The organism is Collinsella aerofaciens (assembly GCF_040915545.1).
Lineage (GTDB): Bacteria > Actinomycetota > Coriobacteriia > Coriobacteriales > Coriobacteriaceae > Collinsella > Collinsella aerofaciens_BE.
The window spans coordinates 1-12,999 of the sequence record NZ_JBCPDH010000009.1 but is presented as its reverse complement, the minus strand read 5'-3'; the positions used below and the strand labels follow the sequence as shown (position 1 = coordinate 12,999).

The following is a 12,999-nucleotide window of genomic DNA, read 5'->3' as shown; positions in this document are numbered from 1 at the left end:
CATGAGCGCTTTGTATTTTAGCAGCATTAGCTTTGCTGCACATAAGAAGCATGGCCGTGTTTGGGTCCCTCCGGCCGGCCTTGATTATCAACTTCATCCGAACACCTCCCACATTCATCCGCACATGTGCGGATGAATGTGGGAACCCGATACCCTGAGGGCCGGACCGGCCGGCACCGGGAGATCGGAGGACGGCCGGTCCGGAAAGAGGAAGAAGGGTTCCGCGGAGGCGGCCCCGAGGGCCTACGGCAGGCTCACCAGGCACGAGCGGGACACGGTCCAGAGGATGCTGGAGCGCAGGGCCTCGTGCAGGGAGATCGCCAGGGAGCTGTGCAGGTCGCCCTCGGCGGTGAGCGCCGAGGTGGCGTCGCACAGGTTCGTGACGGCGCCGAAGTCCAGGCGCGGCGAGCGCGTCGACGGCTCGGCCGACCTGTCGGCGGCCTGCCCGCGCCTGGCGGCGTGGCCGCGCTGCTGCAACGGGTGCGGCCGGTACCGTGCGATCGGCTGCAAGCGCCGCCCGCACGTATTCTGTGTTTCGTCAAGAGGATTTGAGCAAAAAGAGCATCGGAAATTGAGCAGTCGCAGCATCGGAAGCGCGCACGCTTTTTGAGCGGCTAGCCCTCCTGCATGAGGGCATGGCGGACGCGGTAGGACTCGCCGCGGAACTGGACGAGCCTCCCGTGGTGGACGATGCGGTCGATCAGGGCGGCGGCCATCTGGTCGTCCCCGAACACCGCCCACACCTGCTGAACTCCAGGTTCGTGGTGAATACCACCGACTGCCTCTCGTATGCGTCGGCGAGGACCTGGAAGAGCAGCCTCGCCCCGTCCGCGTCGAGCGGGAGAAACCCGAGCTCGTCGATGACGAGCAGGCGGGCCTTGCCGATGATTGCGGCCTCCCGGTCGAGCCTCCCGTCGTCGCGGGCGCGCCTCAGGCGCATCACGAGCGAGGACGCCGTGAAGAAGCGCGCCTCGAGCCTCCTCTCGCACGCCAGCGCGCAGAGGGCCGACGCCATGTGCGTCTTGCCGGTGCCGACGTCGCCCATGAGCACGAGGTCCTCCCTGCGCTCGACGAAGTCGAGCGCGAGCAGCGACTCGCGCCCCATGCCCTCCGGCCACGACACGGCCGACCAGTCGTAGCCGTCGAAGGTCTTGGGCGCCGGCAGCGCGCAGCGCCTGAGCAGCGTCGCGCGCTTCGAGGCCTCGCGGCTGGACCTCTCCGCCTCGAGGTAGCCCGCCAGGTACTCCACCTGCTTCGGGGTGCCGAGCCTCGACCACTCCTCCAGGACGGCGGTGGTGAGCGAGCACGACCGCCCGGCCTCCACGACCCTGCGGGCCAGCTCCTCGCTAGCTGCCATCGGCGACCGCCCCCTTCAGGAACCCGTCGTAGACCGACAGGTCGGCCCCGCCGGCCCCGCCGAGAGGGCGCGCGCAGAGAGGGGCGATGCCCCGCTGGCCTAGCCTAAGGGCGAAAACGGAATAGACGGACCGACCGTCCGGCTGAGTCTGGGAAGAGGTGCCGGGCGGCGGGCGGAGCATGGCCACCGGACCCATCGAAACACATCTCCACCGTTCCTTCAACTGGGAAAACGACGCCCCGTGGCCTGAATGGGGCCTCGGGGGCGTTCGGCTAACTGCGGGAACGGCCTATCCGCTCAATGTGTTCGGCTGAGATCGGAAATCAACCTCCCTCCGGCCGGACACAGGGTTACTCTCCAAATCGTCCTCGGACATGTCGGAGCCTCCGCTGCGCACTACGTGCGGCGGGGGCTCCTCCGTCCTGCGGAAAGATTTGGAGAGTAACCCTGTGCCCGGCCTGCGATAACTAAGGGGTCGCTGCGTTTATCTTGGGGTGCTGCATATACAAAGCTGGAAGGGTCTGAATTGCGCTTTGTCGATATATGTCCTTTTCCCTGATGGGACCGTGCTTGAGGGGCGTCTTCATAAGTTGCGGTGAAATAGGGACTGTTGAGCCTTTAGGCTGGCAAAATAGTCCTTATTTCACCGCAACTGAAACAGGGGCGCCCTCCAAGAGAGCGCCCCTGCCGGGTTTCCATAGTACTGGCGAAGCAGTTTTATAGTTCTGGCGAAGCAGTCCTTGAGATCCACCTTGCCTTATGCCAAGAACTCCTTGGTGGTCGCCACGATGTTGGCGGCGTCCAGGCCATACTTGTGCAAGAGCTCGGCACCCGGGCCGGACTCGCCAAAGGTGTCGTTGACGCCGATCTTCTTGAGGGGCGTCGGGCACTGCTCACACAGGACGTCGGCAACGGCGCTGCCCAGGCCACCGATTACAGAATGCTCCTCGACGGTCACGACGTGGCCGGTCTTGGTGGCGCTCTTGACGATCAGGTCGGCATCGATGGGCTTGATGGTGTGCATGTTGATGACCTCGGCGTCGATGCCCTCGGCAGCGAGCTGCTCGGCGGCCTCGAGAGCCTCGCCGACCATCAGGCCGCAGGCGATGATGGTCACATCGGCGCCCTCGCGCATGACAATGCCCTTACCCAACTCGAACTTGTAGGTCTCGGGGTCGTTGATAACCGGCGAGGCCAAACGGGCGAAGCGCATGTACACCGGACCGTCGCACTCGTAGGCGGCGCGCGTCACGGCGCGGGCCTCCACGTCGTCGGCGGGAACAATCACGGTCATGCCGGGGATGACGCGCATCAGGGCGATATCCTCGCAGCACTGGTGCGTGGCGCCATCCTCGCCCACCGAGATACCGGCGTGCGTGGCACCGATCTTAACGTTAAGGTGCGGGTAGCCGATGGAGTTACGGACCTGCTCAAAGGCGCGACCGGCAGCGAACATGGCAAAGGTGCTCGCGAAGGCAACGCGGCCGGTGGTCGCGATACCGGCGGCGACGCCCATCAGGTTGCTCTCGGCAATGCCCACATCGAAGAAACGATCGGGGCAGGCGGCCTTAAACTTACCGGTCTGCGTAGCGGCGGCCAGGTCGGCGTCGAGGACCACAAAGTCATCGTGCTCGTTGGCGAGCTCGACGAGGGCCTCGCCGTAGCTTACACGCGTGGCGATTTTCTTGACGTCTGCCATCCTAGAGCTCCTCTCCGGCGGCCGTGAGCTCTGCCATGGCCTGCTCAAACTGTTCATCGTTGGGGGCCTTGCCGTGCCAACCCACCTGGTTTTCCATAAAGGAAACGCCCTTGCCCTTCATGGTCTCGGCGATAATGGCGGTCGGCTGCCCCTTGGTGGCGCGAGCCTCGGCAAAGGCGGCGCGGATCTGGTCGAAGTCGTTGCCGTCGGCGAGCTCCACCACGTGGAACTTGAACGCGCGGAACTTGTCGGCGAGCGGCATGGGGTCGTTGACCTCCTCGACGGGGCCGTCGATCTGCAGGCCGTTGTGGTCGACGATCACGCAGAGGTTATCGAGCTGCTGGTTGCCGGCAAACATGGCGGCCTCCCAGACCTGGCCCTCCTCGCTCTCGCCATCGCCCAGCAGGGCGTACGTGCGGTAAGTATCGCCCCAGTGCTTGGCGGCAACCGCCATGCCCACGGCGGCGGAGATGCCCTGGCCGAGCGAGCCGGTGGACATGTCGACGCCCGGGGTGTCATTCATGTTGGGGTGGCCCTGCAGGTGGCTGCCGATATGGCGCAGCGTCTCGAGATCCTCCTTGGGGAAGAATCCGCGCTCGGCGAGCACGGCGTACAGGCCCGGAGCGCAATGGCCCTTGGAGAGCACAAAACGATCGCGGTCGGCCTTGCGGGGATCGGCCGGGTCGACGTTCATTTCCTCAAAGTACAGATAGGTCATGATGTCGGCAGCGCCGAGCGAACCGCCCGGATGGCCGGACTTGGCAGCGTGCACGCCGGTGACGATGCCCTTCCTTACCTCGTTGGCAACCTTTTTGAGCTCTTCGTCGCTCATTGTGCCTTCCTTTCATCCTCTTTAGACAAGATGCGCACGGCACAGAAGGTCGTCCCAACCCAGCCGCGATGCACGTACGTCATTCATTATGCTGGAAACTGATGGCTTTACCAGACTTTTTATCATAATTTGAGCAATTGAGCAGGCAGAACCGCTGATGAAACGGTTTACCAATGTGAACGTCTTTTGGAAGGAACGCAGTCGACCCTACGCGTTAATGTCCTTGAAACCCTCGCCGAACGTTTCCGTAACGTCGGCCACGGTCACGATGGCGCGCGGGTCGCGCTCGCGCACAATGGTCTTGAGCGTATTGAGCTCGCGACGGCTCACGATTACCATGATCACCGGCTTTTCGGCACCCGAGTACATGCCGGTCGCCTTAAACTTGGTGCAGCCGCGACCCAGGCCATACATGATGTCGGCCGCAATATCGGGAAACTTGTCCGAGATGATGAGCACCATACGGCGCCTGTTGCCGCCGTCGACCACGGCATCGATCACGTAGCCGCTAATGACCATCGAAAGGCCCGCATACAGCGCGTTTTCGACCGAGAAGACCGGGGCCGACAGCGCGCACACGGCAACGTCGATCGCCATGACGGTGGAGCCCACCGGTAGTGACGTATTGCGCGAGATGATCTGGCCGATCGTGTCGGAGCCGCCAGTGTTGGCACCGGCGCGCAGCACCATGCCATAGCCGATGCCCGTGATAATGCCGCCCCACATAGCGGGCAGCATCAGATCGGCATGTGCCAGCGGCGCCACAAACGGAGCAAACAGGTCGGTGAAGAAGCCCAGCAGCACAAAGCCCGTCGCCGTCTGGACCACGTAGAACATGCCGCCCTCGCGCATAACGACCAGCAGCAGCAAGGCATTCATCACGATGGTCTGGATACCAACGGGAAGCGATATGCCATGCGAGGCGCCGACCGCCTGGATAATCGTGGCGAGACCCGTAACGCCGCCGGCAGCAAGACCGTTGGGGATCAAAAACAGGTCCGTCGCGATAGCGGCCAGAGCGCAGCCCAGCATAATCTTGGGCAGATCGTGAAAGAAGTTCAGCGAAAGAATGCGCTTGATGTCCAGACGATATGCCATGCTGCCTCCCTCAAAAAAGCGCACCCAAACGAGTGCGCTTTGAACTTCTTGCTGTATTCGATTCTACCGATTCATCGAGCAAATACCACCCCTGCGAAGTGTTTGCATCGACCCGGAGCCAACCATGTGCCTAGGCGTCCGAGCCTTCCGCATCGGCGTTGCCGGTTGCCCAGCGATGGTAGCCGATCACAAACGGATCCAGATCGCCATCGTCGAGAACGGCCTCGACGTTGCTGGTCTCCACGCCCGTACGCAGGTCCTTGACCATCTGATACGGGTAGAGCACGTAGCTGCGAATCTGGTTGCCAAAACCGATCGTGGTCTTTGGCCCGCGAATCTCGTCGAGTGCCTCGGCGCGCTTCTCGAGCTCGATCTCGTACAGACGGGCCTTGAGAATCTGCATGCACGCGGCCTTGTTCTGAATCTGGCTGCGCTCGTTTTGGCAAGTGACAACGATGCCGCTGGGAAAATGCGTCACGCGTACGGCGGAGTCGGTGGTGTTGACGCCCTGGCCGCCCGGGCCGCTCGCGTGATACACGTCCACGCGGATATCGTCGGGACTGATCTCGATGTCGATATCGTCAGGCAGCACGGGGATGACCTCGACGCCGGCAAACGTAGTCTGGCGGCGCTTCTTGTCGTCGGTGGGGCTAATGCGCACCAGACGGTGGACGCCGGCCTCGGCGCGCAGCATGCCAAACGCATCCTTGCCCTCGACGGTAAAGGTTGCACGGTCAATGCCGATGACCTCAGCCGCGGGGCAGTCGTTAATGGTGACCTTCCAGCCGCGACGCTGGCAGTACTTCATGTACATCTTAAAGAGCATGAAGGTCCAGTCCTGCGCCTCCAGGCCACCCTGTCCGGGCTTGATGGTCACAATCGCGTCGCCGTGATCGAACTCACCGGTAAACCAGCTCGAAAGCTCGAGATCGTCGATAGCGCGAGCCAGGCGTTCTGCCGTAGCGGCAGCCTCCTCGCGCAATGCGGCGGCATCGGGGTCGTCGCCCATCTCCTCGGCAAGCTCCAGCGCCGCACGGGCGTCAGATAGCTCGCCGCGTGCGGTATCCACGGCAGCGATATCTTCCTTGGCGCGAGCGATCTCCTCCATGGTGGCGCGAGCGGCGTCGGCGTCATCCCAAAAGCCGGGGGCCACGCTTTTGGCCTCGAGCTCGGTCACACGCGTGCGCTTCTCGTCCAAATGAAGATACGACTCGACCTCGCCGAGCCGGTCCGCAAACGCGTCCAGCTCGGCGGGCGTTACCTCTAAAGCCTCGGCCATTAACGATTCCTGCCGTGGCAGTACTTGAACTTCTTGCCGCTGCCGCAGGGGCAAAGGTCGTTGCGGCCCACGTTGACATAAGGGTCATCGCTCTCGGACTTGCGGTAGGTGGTCACCTTGCCGCCGTTGTTGACAGCAGCCGGGCCTCCCTGGACGGCCGTACGAGCCTGCACCTGTGCCTGTTTGCGCAGCACCGAGTTGCCGTTGTCGCCATCGACATCGGCGGGGCCGGAGAAGCGCGCACCCTCGAGCGCGGGGTCCTCCTTGTGCTCCACGGCATGCGGGGCGGCCTTGATCTCGATGCGCAGGACGGTACGCAGGTAATCCTCGTACATGGTGTCAACGAGCATCTGGAAGGCACCATAAGCCTCGGTCTTGTACTCGACCAGCGGGTCGCGCTGACCAAAGCCGCGCAGTCCGATACCGGTCTTGAGGTAATCCATCTCCTGCAGGTAGTTCATCCAGCGGGTATCGATGACGCGCAACATGACCTGGGTGTTGAGCTCGCGCATGAGGTCCTCACCCAGGCGCTCGGCCTTCATGTTGTAGCACTTCTCAACGTAGGCCAGGACATCGGCAGCCAGGGCCTCGTAATCCTCGTCGGGGAACTTGGGCGTATCGATATGACCGGTCAGCTCTACGACCCACTTGCGCAGGCCCTCGAGATCGCGCTCGCCATCGTGGCTGTCCTTGGTGCAGAACTCCTGCACGCAGCGGTACACAGTGTCGTGCATGACCTCGGTGATGTGGTCGGTCAGGTCCTTGCCATCCAGAATCTTGTTACGCTCGGCGTAGATGACCTGGCGCTGCTTGTTCATGACGTCATCGTACTCGAGGACGCTCTTACGCATGGAGAAGTTGATGCTCTCGACCTTGTGCTGGGCGCTCTCGACGGCCTTGGAGATGATCTTGTGCTGGATGGGCATGTCGTCGCCCATGTCGGCCGTGACCATCATCTTGGAGACGCGGTCCATCTTGTCGCCACCGAACAGGCGCATGAGGTCGTCCTCGAGCGACAGGTAGAACTGGGTCTCGCCCGGATCGCCCTGACGGCCGGAACGGCCACGCAGCTGGTTGTCGATGCGGCGGGACTCATGGCGCTCGGTGCCGATGACGGTCAGGCCGCCGGCGGCAAGCACGCGCTCGCGCTCGGCCTTGCAGGTCTCCTTGGCTTCGGCGTTAAACTGCTCGAGCTGCTCGGGCGTCACGTCCTCCATGGTCAGGCCCTCGTACTCCAGGCGCTCGCGCACCAGCTCGTCGGGGTTGCCGCCCAGCAGGATGTCGGTACCACGACCGGCCATGTTGGTGGCGATGGTCACGGCGCCGTAGCGTCCGGCCTGGGCAACGATGTGGGCCTCGCGCTCGTGATGCTTAGCGTTGAGGACCTCGTGCGCGATGCCGCGCTTGGTAAGGGCGGCGGACAGCTTCTCGGAGCTCTCGATGGAGACGGTGCCCACCAGGACCGGCTGGCCCTTGGCGTGACGCTGCTCGACATCGTCGGCGACGGCATTGTACTTGGCCTGGATGGTGCGGTACACCAGGTCCTCGTGGTCCACGCGCTGCACAGGCTTGTTGGAGGGGATGACCTCGACGGGCAGCTTGTAGATCTCGCGGAACTCGGCATCCTCGGTAAGTGCCGTACCGGTCATGCCGGAGAGCTTGTCATACAGACGGAAGTAGTTCTGCAGGGTGATGGTGGCCAGGGTCTGGTTCTCCTCGCGTACGAGCACGCCCTCTTTGGCCTCGATGGCCTGGTGCAGGCCCTCGGAGTAACGGCGGCCTTCCATAATGCGGCCGGTGAACTCGTCGACGATCTTGACCTCGCCGTTGGTGACCACGTACTGCTTGTCGCGGTGGAACATGTACTGGGCCTTCAGCGCCTGCTGCAGGTGGTTGACAAGCTGGCCGGAGAGATCGGCATAGATGTCATCGATACCCAGGCGGCGCTCGATCTTCTTAAGGCCGCGCTCGGTGGCGGCAATGGTGTGCTTGGCCTCGTCCATGACATAGTCGCCCGTGGGCTCGACGTCCTCGGTGGCGGTGAGCATGTCGTGCGACACGTCCTCGCCGCGCTCAAGGCCACGCACGGCACGCGCGAAGTCCTTGTAGGTACTGGCGGACTTGGTGCCAGCGCCCGAGATGATCAGCGGGGTGCGGGCCTCATCGATCAGGATGGAGTCAACCTCGTCGACGATGGCGTAGTTGTGACCGCGCTGCACGCGCTGCTCGGGACGGGTAACCATGTTGTCGCGCAGGTAATCAAAGCCGAACTCGGAGTTGGTGCCGTAGGTGACGTCGGCCTGGTAGGCCGGGCGCTTGAGCTCGAGCGGCATGTTGTTCTGGAGCAGACCGACGGTCATGCCCAGGTACTTATAGATGCGGCCCATCCACTCGGAGTCGCGCTTGGCAAGGTAATCGTTGACAGTAACGACGTGCACGCCCTTGCCGGCAATAGCGTTGAGATAGCCGGCCAACGTGGAGACGAGGGTCTTACCTTCGCCGGTCTTCATCTCGGCGATGTGGCCCTCGTGCAGCGCCATGGCGCCAATGAGCTGCACGTCAAAGTGGCGCATACCCATGGTGCGCTTGGAAGCCTCACGCACGGTGGCAAAGGCCTCGGGGAGCATGTCGTCGAGCGACTCGCCGTTGGCGTAACGCTCGCGGAACTTATCGGTCTGGCCGCGGAGTTCCTCCTCGGTCATCTTCTCAAACTGGGGCTCAAGACCGTTGATCTGGTCGACGATCTTGTAGTAGCGCTTAAGGTCCTTATCGGATCCAAAGGACAGCAGCTTTGACATGAATCCCATGTGGTTTTCCTTTTTGGCCATCGCCCACGCCGTGCAGCTGCGGGCGAGTTAAACACAGATAATTGTACTTTAGCCAAACAAGGCGCGGCCTATACGGTCGACCACGACCGCCACGTAATAACTACGACCAACCTGCCACAATGGGACAGGTTAATTTTGGCAGGTTTTATCTGGGCAAACGCCGCCTCTCTGCCATTTGGTGCAATGGGGGCAGGTTGGTTTGCACCAATAAAAAGAAAAGGACCGCGCACCCAAACGGATGCACGGCCCTTATGCCATGAATGCGAGTGATTCCGCGGCGAGCTATTTACTCAGCAGCCTCGGTGGTCTCGGCCTCGGCAGCGGTCTCCTCGACGGGAGCCTCTGCGGGAGCCTCGGCGGCCTGCTTGGCAGCCTCCTCGGCAAACTTAGCGGCACGCTTAGCCTTCTCGGCAGCCTTAGCCTCAGCGGCGGCCTTGCGAGCGGCCTCGGCCTCAGCAGCCTTGGCGGCCTTGGCAGCCTTGGCCTCCTCAGCCTTCTTGAGCTGGGCGGCAGCGGCGCCACCGAACTTGTCGGCGAAGCGCTGGACGCGTCCACCGGTGTCGACGAACTTCTGCTGGCCGGTGTAGAACGGATGGCACTCGTTGCAAAGCTCGACCTTCATCTCGGACACGGTAGCGTGCGTCTTGAAGGTGTTGCCGCAGGAGCACGTCACCGTGCACTCGACATACTGGGGATGGATACCCTGCTTCATGGTAGGACTCCTTATTGGTCAGGCGCTGGTTACCGATCAGCGCATAAGGCGTCTTGGTTTCCGACCAAGACAACAAACTCGGCTATGGTATCACGGCGCCGCGTGTCCCACAAAAGGTTCACGGTCTTTGTGCAACGCGGCGTGGCCAACCGCAGCGGACACGCACCCTGCCGCCCCTTCTCCCATGTTGCAGACGTGTAACGCCGCAGTAAGCACACCCCTTTTGGCGCCAGACAGGTACAATGATGAACACTGTACCGTAGCGGAGCGCCCCGCGCGCACCGCAACCACGCGAAAGGGTTTCCCATGGCCGAGATCTCGTCCTCCCGCATCGTCATCACCGTCCTTGGCAAGAACCGCCCCGGCATCGTCGCCGGCGTCACCCGCGTTTTGGGCGAGGCCAACGTCGACATCCGCGACATCACGCAGTCCATTATCGAGGACATCTTCACCATGACCATGCTGGCCGACACCGCCGAGTCCAAGCTCGACTTCGCCGAGCTGCAGAAGGCGCTGGCCGAGGCCGGTGAGCTTTCGGGCGTCAACGTGTCCATCCAGCGCGAGGACGTCTTTAACTTTATGTACCGCCTGTAGCGAACAAGCCGCTCGGGGCAGCTTGACGTCATATCGTCCAAGCGCGCGGCCCCAAAGCGGACCGGAGAGGAGCGCGCATGGCCTACGACGCCAAGAAAATCTACTACCGCTTCGACGATCACCTGAGCCGCCTGGTTCTGGATTACGAGGCGAGCCGTCAGATTTCGCCCGAAAGCGAAAACCTCTACCACGGCCTGCCGACCGCCCCGTACGACGAGGACCTGTTCGTAGAGCACAACGTCAAACGCGGCCTGCGCAATGCCGACGGCTCGGGCGTGGTCGCGGGCCTTACCCGTATCTCGGACGTGCACGGCTACAACAAGGTCGACGGCAAAGTCGTGCCCGATCAGGGCAAGCTCACGCTTCGTGGCTACAGCATCGAGGATCTGGTCAACAACGCCCAGGCCGAGAACCGCTACGGCTACGAAGAGGTCGCCTATCTGCTCATCACGGGCTCGCTGCCCACCAAAGAGGAACTCGACGGTTTTTGCGGACGCCTGGGTGCTTTTAGGCACCTGAGCGACGAATACGTCCGTGAGTTCCCCATGACCACGGTGTCGTCGAGCATCATGAATGTGCTTCAGCGCGCCGTGCTGCTGCTCTACGCCTTCGACGCCGAGCCCGACGCCATTACACCCGAACACGAAATCGACGTCGCCATCTCCATGCTCGCCCGTCTCCCCCGCATCGCCGCCTTCGCGCATATGGCCTCGGTCGCCAAGCGCCGCGGCTCCGAGGTTCATGTGCCGCACCCCACACCCGGCCTCTCCACCGCTGAGACCATCCTGCAGGTCCTACGCGGCGGCATGGCATTCACCCGCGACGAGGCCATGCTGCTCGACGTGATGCTCATGCTGCATGCCGAGCACGGCGGCGGCAACAACTCCACGTTCGCCTGCCGCGTGCTGTCCTCCTCGGCCACCGACCCGTATTCCGCCTACGCCGCGGCTATCGGCTCGCTCAAGGGCCCGCGCCACGGCGGTGCCAATGCCAAGGTCGTGTCTATGCACGAGGATATCCGTGCGCACGTCTCCAATTGGGAAGACGAGGACGAGGTCGCAGCCTACCTGGGCAAGATCCTCGACAAGCAGGCCTTCGACGGCACGGGCCTCATCTACGGCATGGGCCACGCCGTCTATACGCTCAGCGACCCGCGCGCCGAGGTCTGCCGCCGTTACGCGCGCACGCTTGCCGCCAAGAAGGACTTGGGCGAGGAGTTCGCGCTCATCGAGCGCATCGAGCGCCTGGCACCGCAGGTGATGCGCGACCACGGCATGACCAAGCCCATCTGTGCCAACATCGACCTGTACACGGGCTTTATCTACAAGATGCTCGGCGTACCCGAGACGCTTTTTACGCCGCTATTCGCCGTCGCCCGCATGGCCGGCTGGTCGGCACACCGCATGGAAGAGCTCTTCTGCGCGCACCGCATTATTCGCCCCGCGTATCGCCCGGTTATCGAGCCGCTGGAGTACAAGCCGCTCGCCGATCGCTAGGACGCGGACCGTTATAGAACCCGAGCGTGGCCAGGGCATCATCGCCCTCGGCCACGCTTTTTATGCCAGTAGAAAGGGCTGCATCAAATGATTGTGTTTTCCGATATGGATGGAACGCTGTTGACGAGCGATAAGCAGATGAGCGATGCCACCTGGGCGATGCTCGACGAGCTCGCTCGACGCGGGATTGAATTTGTGCCCTGCACGGGACGTCCGCTGTCGGGCATCTTTGAGCCCATCCTCGCCCATACCGCCGTGCACTATGCCGTTTGCGCCAATGGCGCCAGCGTCTGGCAGCTCGACGACGATGTGCCCACCGACGCCTCGCGCGCCACGTGCATCTTGAGCCGTCCGCTCGATTGCGGCATTGCCCATCGCATCCATCGCATCGCCGCCGGCCACGATGTGACCTTCGATATCTTCGCGGATGGGCAGTGCTTCCTCCCCCGCTCGCTCTACACGCGCCTGGACGAATTCTGCGGCGGCGACCCCCACATCGCGGCTTCGCTCAAGCGCACACGAACACCGATCGACATGGATATCGACAGCAAGATCGACGAGGTCGAGACGCTCGAGCGCATCGCCATGTACTGGCACAACCCGGCTGATCGCGACGCCATCGCGGCGGAACTCGACACGCTCGGAGGCATTGAAGTCACGCGTTCGTACGCCATGAATATCGAGGTCATGGGCGAGGGCGCCACCAAGGGAACGGCCCTCACGTGGCTCTGCGAGCACCTGGGCGAGCGTCTCGCCGACGCTTGGGCGTTCGGCGACAACATCAACGACATCCCCATGCTGCAGGCAGCGGGCCACGGCATGGCCATGATCAACGCCGAGCCCGAGGACCGCGAGGCCGCCGACGCCATCACCGAATACGACAACGACCACGACGGCGTCGCCCGCACCATCATGGCCGCTCTCGCCTAGCAGCAGCAACCCGGCAGGGTAGCTAAAACAGTCATTGGGGACGTTCTTGAATGACTAGTCGTTGGGGACAGTCTTCGCGAAAAAGCTGCAAGGACTGCCCATTACAGTCTGAAATAGGCCATCGATAAATTTCGATGGCGAGCATTCGGCGCATTGCCTACGATACGGGCAAGC

12 protein-coding genes are annotated in these 12,999 nt (G+C 62.7%); 4 read left to right on the top strand and 8 right to left on the bottom strand.

The annotated features are described in order from the left end of the window. Positions 1 to 136 precede the first annotated feature (136 nt). The gene (locus tag AB5202_RS04535) at positions 137 to 610 is read left to right on the top strand and encodes a helix-turn-helix domain-containing protein (RefSeq protein WP_346972806.1); all 474 of its coding nucleotides are present in this window, start codon (positions 137 to 139) and stop codon (positions 608 to 610) included. A gap of 4 nt (positions 611 to 614) precedes the next feature. Here the strand turns inward: AB5202_RS04535 and AB5202_RS04530 are convergent, their stop codons facing one another. The 8 genes from AB5202_RS04530 to rpmE form a co-directional block, all read right to left on the bottom strand. Continuing rightward, on the bottom strand, positions 615 to 734 hold the full coding sequence (locus AB5202_RS04530; protein WP_271737480.1) for an ATP-binding protein: 120 nt from the start codon (positions 732 to 734) through the stop codon (positions 615 to 617). Beyond that, positions 701 to 1,357, bottom strand: a complete 657-nt coding sequence (locus tag AB5202_RS04525) for an ATP-binding protein (protein ID WP_271737481.1) — start codon at positions 1,355 to 1,357, stop codon at positions 701 to 703. Before AB5202_RS04525 ends, AB5202_RS04530 begins: the two co-directional genes overlap by 34 nt. A 757-nt stretch (positions 1,358 to 2,114) precedes the next feature. After that, positions 2,115 to 3,056: a transketolase family protein gene (locus AB5202_RS04520; protein WP_006235309.1), complete on the bottom strand. Its 942-nt coding sequence runs from the start codon at positions 3,054 to 3,056 to the stop codon at positions 2,115 to 2,117. 1 nt (position 3,057) lies between these two features. Then, positions 3,058 to 3,888 (bottom strand): transketolase, encoded by an 831-nt coding sequence (locus AB5202_RS04515; protein WP_006235308.1) that lies wholly within the window; start codon positions 3,886 to 3,888, stop codon positions 3,058 to 3,060. Between the two features lie 207 nt (positions 3,889 to 4,095). Continuing rightward, positions 4,096 to 4,986, bottom strand: a complete 891-nt coding sequence (locus tag AB5202_RS04510) for a YitT family protein (protein ID WP_346981857.1) — start codon at positions 4,984 to 4,986, stop codon at positions 4,096 to 4,098. 130 nt (positions 4,987 to 5,116) lie between these two features. Continuing rightward, positions 5,117 to 6,265, bottom strand: a complete 1,149-nt coding sequence (gene prfB, locus AB5202_RS04505; protein ID WP_368144538.1) for a peptide chain release factor 2 — start codon at positions 6,263 to 6,265, stop codon at positions 5,117 to 5,119. Then, on the bottom strand, positions 6,265 to 9,072 hold the full coding sequence (secA, locus tag AB5202_RS04500; RefSeq protein WP_368144537.1) for a preprotein translocase subunit SecA: 2,808 nt from the start codon (positions 9,070 to 9,072) through the stop codon (positions 6,265 to 6,267). The genes prfB and secA overlap by 1 nt, the downstream gene beginning before the upstream one ends. A 307-nt stretch (positions 9,073 to 9,379) precedes the next feature. Continuing rightward, on the bottom strand, positions 9,380 to 9,805 hold the full coding sequence (rpmE, locus tag AB5202_RS04495; protein ID WP_055285657.1) for a 50S ribosomal protein L31: 426 nt from the start codon (positions 9,803 to 9,805) through the stop codon (positions 9,380 to 9,382). A 306-nt stretch (positions 9,806 to 10,111) separates the two neighbouring features. Here rpmE and AB5202_RS04490 point away from each other — a divergent pair, with 306 nt between their 5' ends. From AB5202_RS04490 to AB5202_RS04480, 3 genes are all read left to right on the top strand, one after another. After that, on the top strand, positions 10,112 to 10,399 hold the full coding sequence (locus AB5202_RS04490) for an ACT domain-containing protein (protein ID WP_006235289.1): 288 nt from the start codon (positions 10,112 to 10,114) through the stop codon (positions 10,397 to 10,399). A gap of 77 nt (positions 10,400 to 10,476) precedes the next feature. Then, on the top strand, positions 10,477 to 11,895 hold the full coding sequence (locus AB5202_RS04485; RefSeq protein ID WP_161159999.1) for a citrate synthase: 1,419 nt from the start codon (positions 10,477 to 10,479) through the stop codon (positions 11,893 to 11,895). 87 nt (positions 11,896 to 11,982) lie between these two features. Then, positions 11,983 to 12,825 carry a Cof-type HAD-IIB family hydrolase gene (locus AB5202_RS04480; protein ID WP_195920061.1) on the top strand — a complete coding sequence of 281 codons (843 nt, stop codon included), beginning with the start codon at positions 11,983 to 11,985 and terminating at the stop codon, positions 12,823 to 12,825. Positions 12,826 to 12,999 lie beyond the last annotated feature (174 nt).

Coding starts and splice junctions, on each gene's coding strand:
- AB5202_RS04535 (WP_346972806.1), top strand. CDS start 137: ATGTGGGAACCCGATACCCTGAGGGCCGGACCGGCCGGCACCGGGAGA.
- AB5202_RS04525 (WP_271737481.1), bottom strand. CDS start 1,357: ATGGCAGCTAGCGAGGAGCTGGCCCGCAGGGTCGTGGAGGCCGGGCGG.
- AB5202_RS04520 (WP_006235309.1), bottom strand. CDS start 3,056: ATGGCAGACGTCAAGAAAATCGCCACGCGTGTAAGCTACGGCGAGGCC.
- AB5202_RS04515 (WP_006235308.1), bottom strand. CDS start 3,888: ATGAGCGACGAAGAGCTCAAAAAGGTTGCCAACGAGGTAAGGAAGGGC.
- AB5202_RS04510 (WP_346981857.1), bottom strand. CDS start 4,986: ATGGCATATCGTCTGGACATCAAGCGCATTCTTTCGCTGAACTTCTTT.
- prfB (WP_368144538.1), bottom strand. CDS start 6,265: ATGGCCGAGGCTTTAGAGGTAACGCCCGCCGAGCTGGACGCGTTTGCG.
- secA (WP_368144537.1), bottom strand. CDS start 9,072: ATGGGATTCATGTCAAAGCTGCTGTCCTTTGGATCCGATAAGGACCTT.
- rpmE (WP_055285657.1), bottom strand. CDS start 9,805: ATGAAGCAGGGTATCCATCCCCAGTATGTCGAGTGCACGGTGACGTGC.
- AB5202_RS04490 (WP_006235289.1), top strand. CDS start 10,112: ATGGCCGAGATCTCGTCCTCCCGCATCGTCATCACCGTCCTTGGCAAG.
- AB5202_RS04485 (WP_161159999.1), top strand. CDS start 10,477: ATGGCCTACGACGCCAAGAAAATCTACTACCGCTTCGACGATCACCTG.
- AB5202_RS04480 (WP_195920061.1), top strand. CDS start 11,983: ATGATTGTGTTTTCCGATATGGATGGAACGCTGTTGACGAGCGATAAG.